Raw genomic sequence first — 16,664 nt, 5'->3', positions numbered from 1 at the left:
GCCGCGCCAGGAGCACATCCATGACCGAGCCGATCGAACCGGAGGGGCCCAGCCCCGCGCCGGATCGAATGCCCGACGCTGGGCAGTCGATCACCGCCTGCCGCGCGCTCGCCGCGCCCGTCACCGTCAATCGGGCGGCCCGCACCGTCGAGGTGGTGTGGTCCACCGGCGCGCGGGCCCGCAACTTCGTGCCGCCCTATGGGCCGATCCTCGAAGAGCTCGACATGGCGCCCTCAGCGGTCCGCATGGACGCGCTGCGCTCCGGCCGCGCACCGGTGCTGGACACCCACCGGCGCGCTGGCACGCGCGACGTGCTGGGCCGCGTCACCGCCGCCCGGCTCGAGGCCGGCCGCGGCTACGCCACGCTGCAATTCAGTGGCGCCGATGACGTGGAGCCGGTCTGGCAGCGCGTCGCGGACGGCACGCTGCAGTCCGTCAGCGTCGGCTACCGGGTGCACCGCTACGAGCCCCGGCCCGACGCCGCCACCGGCCAGACCATCCACCGCGCCGTGGATTGGGAGCCTTACGAAATCTCGATCGTGCCGGTCCCCGTGGACGCGGCCGCCGTCGTGCGCGGCGAGGGGGACCAGGGCGCCCTCGCCACCGCCATCGAACCCGCCCTGACCATCCCCGAGGAACCCACCATGCCCGAGACGACGCCGGCTTCGTCGGATCCCGCGCCGGCGCCGCCCGCGCCGCCCATCGCATCCACGCCCCAGGAGAACCCCGTGACCACCGCACCCACCGCCGCACCCACCGCTCCGCCCGAGCCGACCCGCGCTGCGCCGCCGGCCCCCGACTTCGAGGCCATCCGCGCCGAAGCGGAGCGCGCCGCGGTCGAGCGCATCGCTGGCTACGAGCCGGTCCTCGCCGCCGCCCGCGGCCTGGTGACCGCCGACATGCTCGACACCATGCGCGAGGCCGCCATCCGCGACCGCGTCTCGCCCGAGGTGCTGCGCGGCCGGCTCTGGGACGCCTTCACCAGCGGGGCGGCCCGTCCCTCCCTGCCGGCGCGCCCCGACACCGGCCCCTCCAACGAGGACCCGGCGCAGATCCTCGACGCCATGGCCGAGGCGCTCGCCGCCCGCACCATGCCCGGCTACCAGGCGCCGACCACCGGCCGCCACACCGAGTTCCTGGGTTGGCGCCCCTCCGACATGATCGGCGAGCTTCTCCGCGCCCGGGGCGAGCGCAACGTCCCGCGCAACCCGACCATCCTGGCCGAGCGCGCCTTCCACACCACCTCCGACTTCCCGGTGCTGCTCTCCGCCGCGGCCAACAAGATGCTGCTGGCTGCCTACGCGCCGGCCGCACCCACCTACCGAACGCTGTTCCTCCGCCGCGATTTCCGGGACTTCAAGCCGCACCGCCACCTCCGCGTCGGCGACTTCCCGACCCTGCTGCCGCTGTCGGAGAATGGCGAGGTCCAGGCCGGCACCATGTCGGAGAGCCAGGAGCTCGTGTTCCTGCAGACCTTCGCCCGGCGCATCCGCGTCACGCGCCAGATGCTGGTGAATGACGATCTGGGCGCCTTCACTGACTTCGCCTCCATGATCGGCCGGCGTGTCGCCGACTTCGAGAATGCGACGGCCTATGCGCTGGTGAATAGCGCGGGTGGCGACGGCCCCACGCTCACCACCGGCGCGGCCGCGGTCTTCGGTACGGCGGCGGCGCGGGCCAACAAGGCGGGTGCCGGCACGCTGCTCGACTTGCCGAACCTCGCACTCGGCCGTGCCGCCGTGATGCGGCAGCGGACGCTCGACGGCCTGCCCATCGCGGTGGGCGCGCAGATGCGCCTGCTGGTCGGGCCGAACCAGGAGCTCGCGGCGCGCCAGCTCACCGTCTCGGTGCAGGCGACGCAGACCAGCAACGCCAACGTCTATGCTGGCTTCGTCCAGCCGCTGGTCGAGCCGCTGATCCCGGCCAACCGCTGGTACCTGTTCTCCGACCCGATGGCCGCGCCGGTCTACGTCTACGGCTACCTCAACGGCGCCGAGGGGCCGCAGGTCACCACCGGCAATGTGCAGGGCGTCGATGGTGTCGAAGTCTCGGTGATCTTCGACTTCGGCGTCGGCGCCATCGACTGGCGCGGCGCCTGGTTCAACCCGGGCACCTAAGGGCACGCCGCTGCGGGGCGGGCAGTGCGCGAAAGCGCCCGCCCAGCCGTAAGGCGTCGCGCGTCGGTATGTGGCCATTTTCGCGGGCGGGGATCAGAAGGACAGGTCGCTGCCCGCGATCCGCGATCACCACCCGATGCCCGCGCTCAACGAGCCGCAGGAACAGAGCGAGCTTGCCCCGCATCGCGCGACTGCTGACCCTCACTTCAAATGCCATGTCGCGCCTCACGCAAAGCCGAGGAAGACCGCCAAGCTTCTGTTCAGCGCGGTGATCTCCTCATCTGAGAGCCTCCCGATCACGGACGTCGCTCGATCGCGGCGGATGCTGGTTAGCTTTTCCACCATCACCCAGCTCGGCTGACGGATCGACAACCGATCACTCGGCGCGACTGCCACACGCAGCAATCCGGCATCGCGCTCCCGCGACGTCAGGGGGCACACCACCAGACTGAGCGTTTGGTCGTACATGTCCGACTGCACCACCACCGCCGGCCTGGGTTTCCCCGCATAGTCGCCGCCTGCACGGTCGGCGACGACCACCACCTCACCGCAGCGCATCGTATTCGGGGATATCGTCGTCTCCCTCGGGCCAGGCCGAATTGCGCTCGATGAAGCCCATCACCTCGCCGAACTCGTCATCCGCATCGACGAGCTGGGATTGCCGGCGCGCCTCCTCGGCAAAGCCGGGGGCGCGGGTGTCTGGGACCCAGATCTGGATCGGGCGCAGGCCGCGCTTGCGCAACTCCGCCCGGTGGGCAGCCACGCGCTTGCGCACATCAGGAGCGGGCATCGGAACCTCCATGAGACGTTACATGTAACGTCTTTGGCGGCCGACTTCAAGGCCGTCCTTCCTCACCAATCCACCCTCCACAGGAGCAATCCATGCGCAACTATGTGCAGCCCGGCGACAGCCTGGCGCTCGCCGTCCCCTATGCGGGCGGCGTCACCTCCGGCCAGGGCGTCCTGGTCGGCGCGCTCTTCGGCGTGGCCGCCGTCGACGGCGTGCAGAACGCCGTCATCGAATGCCAGACCAAGGGCGTCTTCGACATCACCAAGGAGCCGGCGCTCGCCATCACCGCCGGTGCGCGGCTGTTCTGGGACAACACCAACCGGCGCCTCACCACCACGGCCACCGGCAACTTCCAGGTGGGCCTCGCCACAGTGGCGGCGCTCGCGGCGGACACCACCGTCCGCGCCGTGCTGCTGCGCGTCCCGGCGTCCGGCGCATGAGCATCGATCCGAAGGCCACGCGGGGCTATCGCAACCGCAACCCGGGGAACATCGAGCACGTCCCTGCCAACAAGTGGCAGGGGCTGGCCGAGCCGCCGTCGGATGGGCGTTTCTGCCGCTTCACCAGCCACGAGTTCGGCATCCGCGCGCTCGCCGCCCTGCTGGTCACCTACCAGGACCGGCACAAGCTGCGCACGCCGCGCGCGATCATCGAGCGCTGGGCGCCCAAGGTGGAGAACGACACCGCGGCCTATATCGCGGTGGTGGCGCGACGCATTGGCGTCGCGCCGGACGATGCCATCGACCTGCATCGGAACGAACACCTCCGCCCGCTGGTCGAGGCCATCATCCACCATGAGTGCGCCGGGCTGAGCTATCCGGCCGCGGTGATTGACCGCGCGCTCACCCTGGCCGGGGTCCCGCCCGCGCCGCCGGTGACATTGCGGGAGGTGGCCGCCGTCACCGGCACCGGGCGTGGTGCGGTCCTCGTGGGCGCGGCGGGCATCGCCACCGCCGTGGCACAGGCGGCGCCGGCCATCCAAGCGCTGGGCACGCTGGCGCCCGCCGTCGCCATCGCGGTCATCGTCGCGGCCGTGGCGGGCGTCCTCGCCTGGCGGCTGCGGCGGCCCGCATGAGCGCCTTCGTCGCGGCCATGGATGCGCTGGCCGCGGATCCGAACATCGGAGCGGATGCGAGCTATCGCGCGGGCGGGACCGGTGCGCCGGTCCTGCTCCGCGTGGTCCGCTCGTCGCCGGATCGGCTGGGCGATGCCTTCGGCACCAGCGCGATCCAGGCCGGCGACGTGCTGACGGTGGCCATCGCCGTCCTCTCCAGCGTCGAGGCGGACGACACCTTCACCCTCGGCGCCGACACCCTGACCGTCCAGCACGCCGAGCGGGATGCCGCGGGCATCGCCTGGCGCGTCTTCTGCCGCCGATAGGAGAACCGCCATGATCGACCCGGAGCGCATCGGCGGCATCGTCGGCGAGGCGCTGCTCGCCGGCGCCCTGGGTGCGCTCGGGGCAATGGCGCGCTTCTCCTCCACCGACCGGCCACTGCTGACCCGCGCCTATCTGCTGCACGCGCTGGCGGGCGGCAGCCTCGGCACGGGCGCCTGGCTCATCGCGCACGCCTTCGAGCTCGATGGCTGGTGGCTCTTCGCTGTGGCGTGGCTGGCCGGCACGCTGGGCTACGCCGCGCTGCACGACCTGCTGCTGCGCATCCTCAGCCGCAAACTCGGCGGGCGCTGATCCATGCGGCTCGGCGCCAGCATCGTCGGCGATCTCCGCAAGGTGCTGGCCGATGAGGTGCGCGCAGGGGAGCGCGCAGCCATGACTGCCATTCGCGCCGAGACCGATCAGGTGAAGGCCGAGCTACGCCGGCAGGTCACCATCGCCTTCTCCGGCAATGCGCGGGGCATCGCCAATGCCTGGCGGTCGATGATCTTCCCGCGGACGGGGCAGTCGCTGCGGCCGGCGGGGCTGGTGTTCACCAAGGTGCCGAATGTCATCGATGCCTTCGAGCGGGGCGCGCTGATCCGCGCCAAGGGCGGCGGGAAGTTCCTCGCCATCCCGACCGGCTTCAACGCCGCCAGGGGCCGGCGTGGCCGAGGCGAGAAGGGGATGCGGGTGACGCCCGCGCAGATGGTCGCCTCGGGCCAGGCCTTCCTGCGGCCGTTCAAGTCGGGCCGGGGCTTCGTGTGGTGCCTGCCACTGCGGCAGGGCGAGCAGACCGGGCGCCGGCGGCGGACCCGCCTCGTGGCCGGCGGCGTGACGGAAGTCGGCACGGCCAATCGCAAAGGCCGCGAGGCCTGGGCGCGCGGGCTGCTGGAGCAGGGAATGGTGCCGATGTTCCTACTCCTGCCCCAGGTGAAGCTCGCCAAGCGGCTCGATGTGCGCGGCGCCGCCGAGCGTGGGCTGCGCCGCCTGCCAGGGCGATTTGTCGCGGCCTGGGAACGCGAGAGCGGGAGGTCAGCGTGAGCGCGCGCGAGACCGCCATCGCCGCACTGCACAGCCGGCTCGTCACTCAGCTGGTGGTGCGGAATCCGGCACCGCTGGTGCTGCGCGGTGAGACCATCCCGCAGCGCATTCCTGCTGGCGGGCTGGTACTGGTCCGAGATGGCGAGACGGTGGAGGAAACGCCGATCCTTTCCCCGCTCGCCTGGCAGATCGAGCATCGTGCTGAGGTCGAGATCACCGTCGCCGGCGCCACTCCCGCCGCCCGCAACACCCTGCTCGACGCGCTGCTGGTCGATGTCGCCGCGGCCATCACCGCCAACCGCACCCTCGGCGGCGCCGTCGAATGGACGCAGCCCGGCAGCGTCGCCTTCGAGGATGTCGAGTTCGAGGGTGCCGCCGCGGCCCGCGCCGCCGCCATCCCCGTCACCCTCTGGTTCACCGTTGCCGGCTCGCCGCTGGCCTGATCCCCATCCAGGAGAAAGCCCATGCCTCGTGCCATCGGCGCGAATTGCCGCCTGCTCATGCTGCCCGAGACCGTCTACGGGACGGCGCCCGGCAGCAACTGGCGGCGCATGCCGTTCCTGTCCTGCGACCTGGGCGCGGAGCAGCCGCTACTCGATGCCGACGTCATCGGCGTCGGCAGCAACCGGGATCCCGCCGCGCCCTTCCTCGACACGGTGACGGTCGCCGGCCAGGCGGTGGTGCCGGTCGACCTGATCAACATCGGCCACTGGCTGCGGCTGCTGCTCGGTGCGCCGACCACCAACGGTACCATCAACTTCATCCACACCTTCGGCTCGGGCGCGGCCTCGCTGCCCAGCAATGCGATGGAGATCGGCTATCCTGACGTGCCGAGCTTCGACGTCTGCACAGGCGTGCGCGCCGACACGCTGGAGATGGACTTCACGCCTACCGGTGCCGCGACGGCCACCTTCGGGCTGCTCGGCCAGGGCTCGGTGCGCACCGGCGCCACGTCAGGCGGGACGCCCACCAGCGCGGCCTATACCGCCTTCAACAAGGCCCAGGGATCGATCACGCGCAGCAGCGTGGCGCTGGCGCAGGTGACCGGCGCGCGGCTCACCTATGCCAACGGGATGGAGGCGGTGCGCACCATCCGCGCCGATCGTCGCGTCGAGGGCGTGGATCCCGGCATCGCGCGTTGCACCGGCCAGATCACGGCGCGCTTCGAGAACACGACGCTGCTCGCCCAGGCGCAGGCCGGCACCTCGGCGGAATTCGCGCTGGCCTTCACCATCGACGCCAACCGCAGCCTGACCATCACGCTGCACGAGGTCTATCTGGCGCTGGCCAAGACACCGATCGAGGGGCCGGCCGGCGTGGAGGCCAGCTTCGATTTCCGCGCTGCATTCAACGCGACGGCGACGCGTATGGTGACGGCAGTGCTGCGGAACCAGCAGGCGGGGACGGAGTACGCTTGATACCAGCCTGCGTCGCTGCCCTATTTTAGTTACCCCGCACAGCAGGACAGCTTACCGACCTCCTTGGAGAAGCTCAGCGCAGCCAGCTTCAGCGCTTCGACCGTCGTCAGGTAGGGGAAGATCGTCGCCGACAGGTCGGCCACGGTCAGCCTGTGCTTCACCGCCAAAACAGCGGTCTGGATGCTGTCCCCAGCCTCCGGCGCCAGCATGTGCGCGCCCAGGAGCCGCCCGCTCCCTCGCTCCGCCACCAGCTTGATCAGCCCCCGCGTGTCGCGGGCTGCCAACGCCCGGGGCACCTGGTCGAGCGGTACGATCCTGGTCTCGACCTCCAGCCCCGCACGTCGGGCCGCCGCCTCGGTCAGGCCGACGCTCGCCACCTGCGGGTCACTGAAGGTCACCTCTGGCATGGCCGTGGCGTCGTAGCGCGGCGCGCTTTCGTCGCCGAGCGCGTTCTCCGCAGCGATCTTGCCGCCGTGGGCCGCCATATAGACATAGAGGTCACGGCCAGTAACGTCGCCCGCCGCGTAGACCCCCGGGCGCATCGTGCGCATCCGGTCGTCGACCTGGACGGCGCCGCGGCTGTCCAGCACCACGCCAGCCTCCTCCAGACCCATCCCAGCTGTATTTGGGGTCCGGCCTGTGGCCACGAGCACGCGCTCGGCGAAGAGCGTAACTGCGGTACCCTCGGTGTCCCGGGCGACGAGCTCGACTCCGCCGTTCCCAGCCTGCCGTATGGCTTCGTAGGACACCCCAGACCGGACCTCGACGCCCTCGGCGCGGAGGTAGTCGGCCAGCGCCGCGCTCACCTCCGGCTCCGCACCGGGCAGCAGCCGGGAACGGCACACGATGGTCACGAGCACGCCGAAGCGGGCAAACATCTGGCCGAGCTCGACGCCAATGACGCCGCCGCCGATCACCAGGAGCGAGGCGGGGAGCTCTTCGAGCTCCATCGCGGTCGTGCTGGTGAGCCAGGGGACCGTGTCCAGCCCGGGGATCGCCGGTGCGGCGGGCGACGTCCCGGTCGCGATGATGACCTTCCCAGACCGGTAGGCTGCGTCCCCGACCATGACGGCGCCATCTGGCGTTAGGTGTGCCCGTCCCGGGACGTAGGTGACGTCGGGGTATTGCGGCAGGAGATCGGCGTACTTCGCCTGCCGGAGGCTCGCGACCAACTCGTCCTTCTGCGCGACGAGAGCCTTCCAGTCCCCCAGCCGCGCCGATGCGGTGATCCCGGCGAAGCGCGAGGCGGAGCGCGCTTGGTGCAGCGTCTCCGCCGCCCGGATGAGCGCCTTCGACGGCACGCAGCCAATGTTGACGCAGGTGCCGCCAATGGTTCCGTCGCCGACCAGCGTGACTTTCGCGCCAAGCTCCGAAGCGCGGATTGCCGCGGAGAAGCCCGCTGACCCGGTGCCGATCACGAGGAGGTCCGGTGTACGCTCGCCGTGGCTCGGCTTGACGCCGCAGCAGTCATGCTGGGCAGGCTGCGGTGCGAAGAAGTTCACGGTGGTTCCTTTGCTTTTCATTGGTCCGGCAGCCTAGGCGGAGCGCCGACGCCGGTAGGCCGCGTAGGCGACGATCCCAAGAAACAGGACCATCGCCGGGATCAGAACGTAGTCGAGGTAGCCAAGCACGGCCGAGAGACCAACGGCGCCGAACAGGACAGCCAAAATTGGGGTGAAGCAGCACAAAGCAGCCACCATGAAGCCAATGATGCCGGTGGCCATGAGCTTGCGGTTTTCCATGTCAGCGGTCCTTGCCCACGCGCCCGGGGGAACCGCCGGGGTCGAGCGCGAGCGCCTCGCGCGCCATCGGTTCGGTGACAAGCGTCCAGTCCGGTATCACCACGCCGGGGCGGAACGCGAAGGCATGGCCGACGGTGCCGATCATCCGTTCGACGATATCCATGGGGCCTCCGGGGGCTTCGTGGGCTGCCCTACTGCACCGCTCGCGAGGGGAATCCGGCGTTGGTCGTCGCCTGCACCAGGGCCGCGATGTTGGTCCTGGTAGTGTCAAACGTGACCGTCGCAGTGGCCGTCCCGGAGTGTTCAGCGACGGTCACCCGGCTCACGCCGGGCATACGGGTGAGGGTCCGCCTCACGATGGGCGCGCAGGTAACGCAGGAGATGTTCTGCACTTCGAGAGTTGCCGTCTGTTCGGCGGCGAAGGCCGTGGCGCCGGTGGCCAGGACGAGTCCCAGGGCGGCGGCAAGGCGGGTGATCAACTTCATGTCTGGCTTCCTTTTCAAAACGGCTACAGGAGGATTGACGCGGCGTATGGGAAGGCGAGGGCTGCCACGACAAGGGCGGCCGCGCTCCAGAGGGCGACCTTGGCGATCCGATCGGAGGCCGGTCGGGCGCAGTACGAGCCATCGGCGCAGGCCGCGGCCTTGGGCTTGCGGTAGACCGCGAAGAACCCGGCTACGAGGCAGGCCAGGGTGATGGCGATGAAGACCGGCTGATAGGGCGCCAGGACCGTCAGGTTGCCGATCCAGGCGCCGCTGACGCCGACCAGGAACAGGCCGAGGGGTAGGAGGCAGCAGCTCGACGCGCCGAGGGCGGCCAGCAACCCCACCATGGCCAACAACGCCTTGGGCGAGCCACTTCCATCCGCCGTTGGCTCCCCCGTGTCACCTGGGGCAAGGACATTCCGTTTCGCTTGGTCGCTCATCGCCGCCTGGCCCTTCTCCGTCATCTCGACCAAGATGGGACCTGTAGTAACTACAGGTTCAAGGGGGAATCTACGCCCTCTGGGAGATGGCGATGGACGGCAGGCAGCAGGGCATTTCGATCGGCGACCTGTCCATGCGGACGGAGGTCAACATTGAGACCATCCGGTACTACGAGAAGATTGGCCTGCTGCCCGCCCCGGGGCGGACGGGAGGGCGGCACCGGGTGTACGGGCCCGCGCACGTCGCGCGGCTCACCTTTGTGCGGAGGAGCCGCGAGCTGGGCTTTAGCCTTGAGGAGATCCGTAGCCTCCTGAGACTTGTCGACGGCGGCCACAGCTCGTGCTCGGACGTGCAGATCGTGACGCTCAAGCATCTCGATGATGTGCGAAAGAAGATCGGCGACCTCCAGCGGCTGGAGCGGACCCTCAGCGAGGTCGCGTCACGCTGCCAGGGCGGGTCGGTTCCGGATTGTCCCATCGTCGAGGCTCTGTACGCGCCCGCGCAGGGCGCCGAGGCGTGACCGCTCCTGTAGGTCTCGGGAAAGGGCCTTGAAGCTGTAGTTGCTACATGTCCGAGGGTCCGGTCGCGTGCGCTCCGCTATCGGACCTCCTCGGGGCGCCGATCGGCCGTTTCATGGGCATCGCATTTCACCTCGACTGAACTCCCGAAGAACCCGCCTCGGTCGGCTCGTGCCTGCACCCACCGGGGAAGCCCGGGCGCAACACTTATGGAGAACATCGGCATGCTCACCCTCGACCTCCCGGTCGAGCCGTACTGGCTCGACCTTCCCCGCGGCGTGCGCGTGGAGATCCGCCCCGTCACCACCGCCGTCATGGCGGCCGCCCAGGCCGGCTCGGCGCGTCGCCTCGGCGCGCTTCGGGCCGCGGAGGCCGACCTCGACCCCGACATGGCCCGCGGCTTCGCCTTCGCCTTCCTGGTCAAGGCGCTGGCCCGCCATGCCGTCACCGCCTGGGAGGGCGTCGGCGACGCGGCCGGCAATCCGCTGCCGCTCTCGCCCGAGGCCGTCGAGCGCCTGATGGACATGGACGAGATGGCCGCCGCTTTTTGGGACCGCGCCACCGGCCCGGTCGCCGCCGTGGCGCTGGAGGGAAACGGCTGAGGGCTCGCGCCGAATGGCACTTCGGCCAGGGCCCTGACTACTGCCGCGGCTGCGCGGCGCTCGATCGCGACTGCGGCCTTGCCTGCCCCTACGCCGCCCACGCGCCGGCCAGCGTCGAGGGCGCCGCCTGTTGGGCCGCCGGCACCACCTGCGCCACGGCGACCATGGCGGGCCTTGATCTCGACATGCCGGCGGCGCTGACCACCGCCCGCGAGATGGGCGCCTCCGGCTGGGCCGCCGCCGAACTGCTGCTCGCCATGCGCATGGGTCTCGCCGCTGGCAGCGCCGCCGGGCGCACTGATCCCCCCGGACCCTGACCACCCCACCGACTTAGGAGGCGCGACGCATGGCTGACGCCACCCGCCGCGTCTCGGTCCGGCTGTCGCTCGACGATGCCGCCCGCGTCAAGCAGGAGCTCCGCGAGGTCGGCGAGACCGGCCAGCGATCCCTGGAGCGCATCCAGGGCGGCGCCGATCGTGCCTCCCGCGCGCTGGACCTGCTCGACGTCGCGATCCGCGGCGTGCAGATCGCCGGCCTCGCCGCCGGGCTGCGCGCCGTCGTGGTGGCGGGTGATGCGCTCACCCAGTCCATGGGCCGGCTCAACACCGCGCTCGGCTCCGTCGAGCGCGCCGGCGAGATCTATGACCGGCTGTATCGCGACAGCCTGCAGACCGGCGTGGCGGTGCGCGAGAGCGTGGACGCCTTCGCGCGCTTCTCGATCGCGGCCCGCGAGATCGGCGCCACCTCCGATCAGGTCGCCTCCCTTGTCGGTGGCCTGCAGCGCATTGCCATCGCATCGGGCGCCAGCCAGCAGGAGATTGCCTCCAGCACGCAGCAGCTGGCCCAGGCGCTGGCCTCCGGCACGCTGCAGGGCGACGAACTCCGCTCGATCCTCGAAGGCCTGCCCACCCTGGCGCAGGCGCTGGCCCGCGAGCTCGGCGTCTCGATCGGCGAGCTCCGCAAGCTCGGCTCCGAGGGCAAGCTCACCGCCGACACGGTGTTTCCCGCGCTGCTGCGCGCGGTCGAGCGGCTGAATGGTGAGTTCGAGCGCGCACCGCTCTCCGTCGGCCGCGCCTTCGGCCAGCTGACCGCCGCGGCCGACCAGTTCCTCGCCCGGCTGGACCAGGCGATCGGGCTGTCCAACGCCCTGGCGCGGGCGCTCTCCGGCGCCGCCCGCGTGCTGGATGGCGTCCGCCGCGGCTCCGGCCTGCTGCTGCCCTCTGAGCAGGAGGCAGACCGCCGCGCCCAGGCCGAGGCCTTGCGCGCCCAGATCGCCCGCCTCGAGGCGGAGAACGACGGCCGCGACAGCCTGCGCTCGCAGCCGCGCCGTGGCTCGATCCGCGGGGGCCTGGTCGGCACCGCCCAGCAGCAGGCGGGCGTCGATCGCGCCGCGCGGCTGGAGGAATTGCGGCGGCAGTACGCCGAACTCCAGGATGAGATCACCCGCGGCGAGCAGGCTGCCGGCGAGCGCCAGCGCACCGAGCAGGAGGGCGCCGCTGCCCAGGCCGCCGAGGCCCGCCGTCGCCGCACGGCCGCGGATGCCGAGGAACTCCGCAAGGCGCTCGACGACCGCTTCCGCATCAACAGCGAATACGATGACCGCGTCCGCCGCCTGCGCGAGGCCGAGGCCGCCGGCGGCATCACCGCTGCCGATCGCACCCGCCTCGAAACCCTGGCGCTCCGCGAGCGCGACGAGGCCCTGCGCCGCATCGAGGGCACCACCCGCCGTGTGGCCGCCATCCCGCGCCCCGACCGCGAGGCCGAGCGCGAGATCAACGATATCATCCGCGAGCGCGAGCGGCTGATCCAGAACAACGAGAACGCCCAGGAACGCTACACTCGCCGCCTGGAAACCCTCGGCCGGCTGGTGGAGCGGTCCGAACGGATCGGCCAGCCCATCCCGGACGAGACCGTCTCGCGCGAGGCCAATGCCGCGCTGGAGGAGTTGGAGCGCAGCCAGCAGCGCGTCCAGCAGGCAACCGAGCGCACCAGCAACACGGCGCGCGAGCTCGGCCTGACCTTCTCCTCGGCCTTTGAGGACGCGATCATTAAGGGCGAGAGTTTTTCCAAGGTGCTGCAGGGCATCCTGCAGGACATCGCCCGCATCGTGGTCCGCCGCACCATCACCGAGCCGCTCGGCACGGCGGTGACCTCCAGCCTCAGTGGCTTCGACTTCGGCTCGATCTTCTCGGGGATCGGCTCGGCGCTGGGTGGGCTGTTCCGCGCCGAGGGTGGGCCGGTGGCGGGCGGCCAGCCCTACATCGTGGGCGAGCGGGGGCCCGAATGGTTCGTGCCGAGCTCCGCAGGCACGGTGCTGCCCAACGGCATGGCGCCGGGTGGGCCCGTCATCAACCAGAGCATCACCATCGATGCGCGCGGCGCCGATGCCGGGGTCGAGGCCCGGCTGCGCGTGCTCTCGGCGCAGATCGTGCGCCAGGCCAGTGCGGCCACGCTCGACGCCATCCGCCGCGGCGGCAGCGCCACCAGCATTGTGCGGGGATAGGGCAGATGACCGAATACGCCTGGCCCGCCGTGCTGCGGCCGTCGCGGCTGAGCTTCTACCTGCAGCACAACACGCTGCGTTTCGTCTCGCCGGTCACCCGCGCCACGCAGGTGTTGCGGCGCGAGGGTGCCCGCTGGGTGGCCGAGGCGAGCTTCGAGCCGCTGGGGCGCGTGCAGGCCGGGGTGATGGATGGGCTGCTGGCGGCCCTCGCGGGATCCGCCAACACGGTGCGCATCTGGGACTGGCGGCGGGAGTACCGCACCGGCGATCCGCGCAGCCAAGGCGACGTGCCGACCGGGCCGTATTCCTTCTCGGACGCGACGATCTTCACCGATGGTACCGGCCTGGTGGTGGGCTCGGGCAATCCCTCGCTCGCGGCCGGCGCGCCGCGTGGCGCGCTGTCCATCGTCACGCAGGGCTGGTGGCCCAGCACGGTGGCGGTCGGCGCCGGCGACTATATCGGCCTCGGCGGCCGGCTCTACATCGCCACCGCCGCGGTCGCGGCCTCCGGTGCCGGCACCGCCACCATTGCCATGGCGCCGCCGCTGCGCGCCCCGGTGGTGGTGGGCGAGCCGCTGATCCTCTCCCTGCCGAGCGTGCCGATGCGGCTGGTCTCGGATGACGAGGCCGCGAACCCGACGCGGCCCGGGCCCTTCGCTTCCGTCACCATCCGCATGGAGGAAGCCCTCTGATGTCCGGCACCCCACGCCTCAGCAACCAGGCGGCGGCCGCCGCCACGGCGCCGATCGCCACGCCGGTCGTGCTGATCGAGCTCGACTTCGCCACTGGCCCCTTTCGCGTCTGGACCGGACTCGGCCCGCTGGATTGGGCGGGGAAGGTGTTCGAGGGCGCCGGCAGCATCGGTGCCATCTCGGATGTCGAGGAAACGGTCGAGCTGCGGGCCGTGCGCCTGACCCTCGCCCTGTCGCCCGTGCCGCAGGAGGTGGTGGATATCGCGCTGGCCGAGCGCAGCTACCGGCTGCGGCCGGTCACGCTTTGGGGCGCGCTGCTCGATGCGCAGGGTGCCTTTGTCGCGGACCCATTCCCACTCTGGGCGGGGCTGATGGACACGATGGAGGTGACGGACGGCGCCGAGCCCTCCGTGGCGCTGGCCTGCGAAAGCCGGCTGGTGGACCTCGAGCGCGCCGAGGTGCGGCGCTACACGGATGCCGACCAGCAGGCGGAATTTCCCGGCGATCGGTTCTTCGAGTTCGTGCCGGCGCTCCAGGAGGCGGAGATCCGGCTGCCGAACCAGTGACGCGGTTGCCTGACTGGCCGGAGCGGCTGGCGACGCTCATCACTGCCGCCGAGCATCGCCCCTTCGAGGCTGCGCGCTGGAACTGCGGGCGCTTCGCCCTGGCGGCGGTGGTGGCCTGCACGGGCCTGCGACCATCATGGCAGCACCGCACCACGCTCGCGGAGATGGCCGACACAGCGGGGTACCCGCGCGTGCCGGTGCCCTTCGCTCGAGCTGGCGACGTGGTCTTGGCCGCAGACCCCGACCGCCTCGGCGTCGTGCTGGACGCCGGCCGCGCCGCCTTCGTCGGTGCCTCGGGCCTGGTCCGCCTCCCCATCACCGCCTGCACCATCGCCTGGAGGGTTGGCTGATGCCCGTCGCCATCCCCTTCATCGCCGCCGCGGCGGGAGCCGCGGCCTCCGCCGTCATTGGCGGCGGCGTCCTGGGCGCCGTGGCGGCCGCCGGCGCCGCCCTGGTGGTCTCCGCCGTGGGTGCCGCGGTCTTCCGCCCCAAGTCGCCCTCCGCCGCCCGCAGCGCCAACGTCACGCCAGGGACGGACACCGGCCCGGGTTCCGGCTTCGACCCGCGCACGCCCGGCGCCGGCCGCACCCAGTCCTTCCGCCAGCCCATCACCGAGCACCAGATCGTCTTTGGCCGCTGCCGCACCTCCGGCCCCGTCCTGTTCCTGCATTCCGCCACCGACGATGAGGGCCGCGCCGACGGGTTCCTGCACGTCGTCGTGGTGCTGGCCGCCCATCGCGTGCGCGCCATCGGCGAGGTGTTTCTCAACGGCACCGCCTCCACCGACGCCAAGTTCGTCGGCCTCCTGCGCATCGACCGCGCGCTGGGCGATCCCGGCCAGGCCGCCAACGCCAATCTCGTGGCGGACACCGGCGGCCAGTGGACCGCGGCGCATCGCGGCCAGGGCCGGGCCTATCTCGCCGTCCGCCTCAAGCTGCGGCCCGAGGCCTTTCCCTCCGGCGCCCCCAGCCTCTCCGCCATCGTCGAGGGGGCTGACACCATCCTCGATCCGCGCACCGGCGCCACGGGCTGGTCCGACAATCCCGCACTCTGCCTGGCCTGGTATCTGACCTCGCCTTTTGGGTGGCGCGCCGCCTGGGCGGATATCGACCTGCCGGCGCTCATGGCCGCGGCCAATACCTGCGACGAGATCATGGGCCGGCGCGATGGCACCGCCGAGCGGCGCTACACTGTCAACGGCGCCGTCACGCTCGGCGAGGGCAAGATCGCCATCACCCGCAAGCTGGTCGCCGCAATGGCCGGCGCGCTGGTCGTGAGTGGGGGGCGCTTCTACATCCATGCCGGGGCACCGGCGTTGCCGGCCGCGACCCTCACCTCGGACGATCTGCGTGGCGACGTCACCATTGTGGGTTCGCGCCCGCGGCGCGATCTCTTCAACGGGGTGCGGGCCGTCTATGTCGAGCCGGCTGCCGCCTGGCAGCCGACCGATGCGCCGCCGCTGCTGGCCAGCAACTACGTCACCGAGGATGGTGGCGAGGCAATCTACCGCGACATGGAGTTCCCGCTCACCACCTCGGCGGCGACGGTCCAGCGCCTGATGAAAATCGAGCTGGAGCGCAACCGCCGCCAGCGCGAGGTGGCGATGCAGGCCAACCTCTCGGCGCTGCGGCTGCGGCCCTGGGATGGGGTGACGGTGGCGTTGGAACGGCTCACGCCCTTTCCGGCGCGGGTGACGGGCTGGGCGCTGGCGCCTGATGGCGGGGTGAACCTGCAACTGGCCGAGGAGGATCCGGCCGTCTGGGCCTGGAACCCGGCGACGGATGAGCGCGCGACGGGGCAGAACCCCTCCGTGGTGCTGCCCAACCCGGGCGTGATCGCTGCGCCGGCCGCCATCCTGGTGGAGACGCCGCTCGGGACAGCCTTCACCGCGATCGCGGTTTCCTGGTCCGCGGTGGGCTCGGCCTATCTCGCCGGCTACGAGATCGAGTTCCGCCCCACCTCCGTCGCCGTCTGGCAGGGCTATGCGGGCGGCTTCGGCGCCATCGCCGTCGCCATCCCCACCGCGGAGCCGACCGCCTTTCGGGTGCGGGCCCAGGCGCGCAGCGGCGCGGTGTCGGGCTGGCGGGAGGCGCTGGTCCCGGCCGCAGCGTCAGGCTTGGCCGCGACCGGCATCGCCGCCGGCGTGCGGCTGTCGGGCGGCTTTCCCCCGGACGGGGTACGGTTGCAGGTCTTCGAGGCCAGCAGCGCCAGCCTTGCCGCCGCGACCAAGCTGGCCGCCGAGCCGACCGCACTCCCCTGGGACCGCACCGGCCTCACCACCGGCCAGACCCGCTGGTACTGGCTGCGCAGCGTCTCGGCCGAGGGCAACGTCTCAGCCTTCGCCGGCCCGGTCACCGCCACCGCACTGTAG

The 16,664-nt window shown here is 71.4% G+C and carries 23 protein-coding genes; 16 read left to right on the top strand and 7 right to left on the bottom strand.

The features are described 5' to 3' along the window. Positions 1-20: 20 nt before the first annotated feature. Entirely contained in the window at positions 21-2,117 is a 2,097-nt protein-coding gene (locus tag HEQ75_RS20670) for a prohead protease/major capsid protein fusion protein (protein WP_168034011.1), read from the top strand. A gap of 225 nt (positions 2,118-2,342) precedes the next feature. On the opposite strand, the gene HEQ75_RS20665 is transcribed toward HEQ75_RS20670, so the two are convergent. Both HEQ75_RS20665 and HEQ75_RS20660 read right to left on the bottom strand, forming a co-directional pair. Next, positions 2,343-2,660 carry a type II toxin-antitoxin system PemK/MazF family toxin gene (locus HEQ75_RS20665; RefSeq protein WP_209318683.1) on the bottom strand — a complete coding sequence of 106 codons (318 nt, stop codon included), beginning with the start codon at positions 2,658-2,660 and terminating at the stop codon, positions 2,343-2,345. 1 nt (position 2,661) lies between these two features. Beyond that, positions 2,662-2,907 (bottom strand): antitoxin MazE family protein, encoded by a 246-nt coding sequence (locus HEQ75_RS20660; protein ID WP_168034009.1) that lies wholly within the window; start codon positions 2,905-2,907, stop codon positions 2,662-2,664. A gap of 92 nt (positions 2,908-2,999) precedes the next feature. On the opposite strand from HEQ75_RS20660, the gene HEQ75_RS20655 reads away from it, so the two are divergent. Genes HEQ75_RS20655 through HEQ75_RS20625 form a run of 7 tightly spaced genes read left to right on the top strand, consistent with a single transcriptional unit; the run spans position 3,000 to position 6,744 of the window. Then, positions 3,000-3,347: a DUF2190 family protein gene (locus HEQ75_RS20655; protein WP_168034008.1), complete on the top strand. Its 348-nt coding sequence runs from the start codon at positions 3,000-3,002 to the stop codon at positions 3,345-3,347. After that, a complete protein-coding gene (locus HEQ75_RS27925) occupies positions 3,344-3,982 on the top strand; it encodes a structural protein (protein ID WP_209318682.1) in 639 nt (212 codons plus the stop codon). Before HEQ75_RS20655 ends, HEQ75_RS27925 begins: the two co-directional genes overlap by 4 nt. Then, positions 3,979-4,287: a head-tail joining protein gene (locus tag HEQ75_RS20645; protein ID WP_168034007.1), complete on the top strand. Its 309-nt coding sequence runs from the start codon at positions 3,979-3,981 to the stop codon at positions 4,285-4,287. The genes HEQ75_RS27925 and HEQ75_RS20645 overlap by 4 nt, the downstream gene beginning before the upstream one ends. A gap of 10 nt (positions 4,288-4,297) precedes the next feature. Further along, positions 4,298-4,597: a hypothetical protein gene (locus HEQ75_RS20640; RefSeq protein ID WP_168034006.1), complete on the top strand. Its 300-nt coding sequence runs from the start codon at positions 4,298-4,300 to the stop codon at positions 4,595-4,597. A gap of 3 nt (positions 4,598-4,600) precedes the next feature. Further along, on the top strand, positions 4,601-5,326 hold the full coding sequence (locus HEQ75_RS20635; protein ID WP_168034005.1) for a DUF6441 family protein: 726 nt from the start codon (positions 4,601-4,603) through the stop codon (positions 5,324-5,326). Next, on the top strand, positions 5,323-5,769 hold the full coding sequence (locus tag HEQ75_RS20630; RefSeq protein WP_168034004.1) for a hypothetical protein: 447 nt from the start codon (positions 5,323-5,325) through the stop codon (positions 5,767-5,769). Before HEQ75_RS20635 ends, HEQ75_RS20630 begins: the two co-directional genes overlap by 4 nt. A 21-nt stretch (positions 5,770-5,790) precedes the next feature. Further along, positions 5,791-6,744 carry a phage tail tube protein gene (locus tag HEQ75_RS20625; RefSeq protein WP_168034003.1) on the top strand — a complete coding sequence of 318 codons (954 nt, stop codon included), beginning with the start codon at positions 5,791-5,793 and terminating at the stop codon, positions 6,742-6,744. Between the two features lie 29 nt (positions 6,745-6,773). On the opposite strand, the gene merA is transcribed toward HEQ75_RS20625, so the two are convergent. Genes merA through HEQ75_RS20600 form a run of 5 tightly spaced genes read right to left on the bottom strand, consistent with a single transcriptional unit; the run spans position 6,774 to position 9,435 of the window. Further along, a complete protein-coding gene (gene merA / locus HEQ75_RS20620; protein WP_407925903.1) occupies positions 6,774-8,246 on the bottom strand; it encodes a mercury(II) reductase in 1,473 nt (490 codons plus the stop codon). Between the two features lie 33 nt (positions 8,247-8,279). Then, on the bottom strand, positions 8,280-8,486 hold the full coding sequence (gene merF, locus HEQ75_RS20615; protein WP_168034001.1) for a mercury resistance system transport protein MerF: 207 nt from the start codon (positions 8,484-8,486) through the stop codon (positions 8,280-8,282). Position 8,487: 1 nt separating this feature from the next. Continuing rightward, a complete protein-coding gene (locus tag HEQ75_RS20610; protein WP_168034000.1) occupies positions 8,488-8,649 on the bottom strand; it encodes a hypothetical protein in 162 nt (53 codons plus the stop codon). 28 nt (positions 8,650-8,677) lie between these two features. Further along, a complete protein-coding gene (locus tag HEQ75_RS20605) occupies positions 8,678-8,971 on the bottom strand; it encodes a cation transporter (protein ID WP_168033999.1) in 294 nt (97 codons plus the stop codon). Positions 8,972-8,994: 23 nt separating this feature from the next. Then, positions 8,995-9,435, bottom strand: coding sequence for a mercuric transporter MerT family protein (locus HEQ75_RS20600; protein ID WP_235962015.1), 441 nt, complete (start codon positions 9,433-9,435; stop codon positions 8,995-8,997). Between the two features lie 68 nt (positions 9,436-9,503). Between HEQ75_RS20600 and HEQ75_RS20595 the strand changes: the two genes are divergently transcribed. From HEQ75_RS20595 to HEQ75_RS28860, 8 genes are all read left to right on the top strand, one after another. Further along, positions 9,504-9,932 carry a MerR family transcriptional regulator gene (locus HEQ75_RS20595; protein ID WP_168033998.1) on the top strand — a complete coding sequence of 143 codons (429 nt, stop codon included), beginning with the start codon at positions 9,504-9,506 and terminating at the stop codon, positions 9,930-9,932. A gap of 222 nt (positions 9,933-10,154) precedes the next feature. Then, positions 10,155-10,532 (top strand): hypothetical protein, encoded by a 378-nt coding sequence (locus tag HEQ75_RS20590; protein ID WP_168033997.1) that lies wholly within the window; start codon positions 10,155-10,157, stop codon positions 10,530-10,532. Between the two features lie 164 nt (positions 10,533-10,696). After that, complete coding sequence (locus HEQ75_RS20585) at positions 10,697-10,849, top strand: hypothetical protein (protein WP_168033996.1); 153 nt, start codon at positions 10,697-10,699, stop codon at positions 10,847-10,849. Between the two features lie 29 nt (positions 10,850-10,878). After that, entirely contained in the window at positions 10,879-13,035 is a 2,157-nt protein-coding gene (locus HEQ75_RS20580) for a tape measure protein (protein ID WP_168033995.1), read from the top strand. A gap of 5 nt (positions 13,036-13,040) precedes the next feature. Further along, the gene (locus HEQ75_RS20575; protein WP_168033994.1) at positions 13,041-13,727 is read left to right on the top strand and encodes a hypothetical protein; all 687 of its coding nucleotides are present in this window, start codon (positions 13,041-13,043) and stop codon (positions 13,725-13,727) included. Next, complete coding sequence (locus tag HEQ75_RS20570) at positions 13,727-14,293, top strand: hypothetical protein (protein WP_168033993.1); 567 nt, start codon at positions 13,727-13,729, stop codon at positions 14,291-14,293. Before HEQ75_RS20575 ends, HEQ75_RS20570 begins: the two co-directional genes overlap by 1 nt. Then, on the top strand, positions 14,290-14,643 hold the full coding sequence (locus tag HEQ75_RS20565) for a DUF6950 family protein (RefSeq protein WP_168033992.1): 354 nt from the start codon (positions 14,290-14,292) through the stop codon (positions 14,641-14,643). The genes HEQ75_RS20570 and HEQ75_RS20565 overlap by 4 nt, the downstream gene beginning before the upstream one ends. Beyond that, complete coding sequence (locus tag HEQ75_RS28860; protein WP_168033991.1) at positions 14,643-16,664, top strand: phage tail protein; 2,022 nt, start codon at positions 14,643-14,645, stop codon at positions 16,662-16,664. The genes HEQ75_RS20565 and HEQ75_RS28860 overlap by 1 nt, the downstream gene beginning before the upstream one ends.

This window comes from Falsiroseomonas selenitidurans, from assembly GCF_012103215.1.
Classification (GTDB): Bacteria; Pseudomonadota; Alphaproteobacteria; order Acetobacterales; family Acetobacteraceae; genus Falsiroseomonas; species Falsiroseomonas selenitidurans.
Note: the sequence above shows the minus strand (reverse complement) of the source record. Positions and strands in the feature narration are given on the sequence as shown.

What these genes read in the sequence shown, in the direction of transcription:
- HEQ75_RS20670 (WP_168034011.1), top strand. Translation starts at nt 21, where the DNA reads ATGACCGAGCCGATCGAACCGGAGGGGCCCAGCCCCGCGCCGGATCGA.
- HEQ75_RS20660 (WP_168034009.1), bottom strand. Translation starts at nt 2,907, where the DNA reads ATGCCCGCTCCTGATGTGCGCAAGCGCGTGGCTGCCCACCGGGCGGAG.
- HEQ75_RS20655 (WP_168034008.1), top strand. Translation starts at nt 3,000, where the DNA reads ATGCGCAACTATGTGCAGCCCGGCGACAGCCTGGCGCTCGCCGTCCCC.
- HEQ75_RS27925 (WP_209318682.1), top strand. Translation starts at nt 3,344, where the DNA reads ATGAGCATCGATCCGAAGGCCACGCGGGGCTATCGCAACCGCAACCCG.
- HEQ75_RS20645 (WP_168034007.1), top strand. Translation starts at nt 3,979, where the DNA reads ATGAGCGCCTTCGTCGCGGCCATGGATGCGCTGGCCGCGGATCCGAAC.
- HEQ75_RS20640 (WP_168034006.1), top strand. Translation starts at nt 4,298, where the DNA reads ATGATCGACCCGGAGCGCATCGGCGGCATCGTCGGCGAGGCGCTGCTC.
- HEQ75_RS20635 (WP_168034005.1), top strand. Translation starts at nt 4,601, where the DNA reads ATGCGGCTCGGCGCCAGCATCGTCGGCGATCTCCGCAAGGTGCTGGCC.
- HEQ75_RS20625 (WP_168034003.1), top strand. Translation starts at nt 5,791, where the DNA reads ATGCCTCGTGCCATCGGCGCGAATTGCCGCCTGCTCATGCTGCCCGAG.
- merF (WP_168034001.1), bottom strand. Translation starts at nt 8,486, where the DNA reads ATGGAAAACCGCAAGCTCATGGCCACCGGCATCATTGGCTTCATGGTG.
- HEQ75_RS20610 (WP_168034000.1), bottom strand. Translation starts at nt 8,649, where the DNA reads ATGGATATCGTCGAACGGATGATCGGCACCGTCGGCCATGCCTTCGCG.
- HEQ75_RS20605 (WP_168033999.1), bottom strand. Translation starts at nt 8,971, where the DNA reads ATGAAGTTGATCACCCGCCTTGCCGCCGCCCTGGGACTCGTCCTGGCC.
- HEQ75_RS20600 (WP_235962015.1), bottom strand. Translation starts at nt 9,435, where the DNA reads ATGACGGAGAAGGGCCAGGCGGCGATGAGCGACCAAGCGAAACGGAAT.
- HEQ75_RS20595 (WP_168033998.1), top strand. Translation starts at nt 9,504, where the DNA reads ATGGACGGCAGGCAGCAGGGCATTTCGATCGGCGACCTGTCCATGCGG.
- HEQ75_RS20590 (WP_168033997.1), top strand. Translation starts at nt 10,155, where the DNA reads ATGCTCACCCTCGACCTCCCGGTCGAGCCGTACTGGCTCGACCTTCCC.
- HEQ75_RS20585 (WP_168033996.1), top strand. Translation starts at nt 10,697, where the DNA reads ATGGCGGGCCTTGATCTCGACATGCCGGCGGCGCTGACCACCGCCCGC.
- HEQ75_RS20580 (WP_168033995.1), top strand. Translation starts at nt 10,879, where the DNA reads ATGGCTGACGCCACCCGCCGCGTCTCGGTCCGGCTGTCGCTCGACGAT.
- HEQ75_RS20575 (WP_168033994.1), top strand. Translation starts at nt 13,041, where the DNA reads ATGACCGAATACGCCTGGCCCGCCGTGCTGCGGCCGTCGCGGCTGAGC.
- HEQ75_RS20570 (WP_168033993.1), top strand. Translation starts at nt 13,727, where the DNA reads ATGTCCGGCACCCCACGCCTCAGCAACCAGGCGGCGGCCGCCGCCACG.
- HEQ75_RS28860 (WP_168033991.1), top strand. Translation starts at nt 14,643, where the DNA reads ATGCCCGTCGCCATCCCCTTCATCGCCGCCGCGGCGGGAGCCGCGGCC.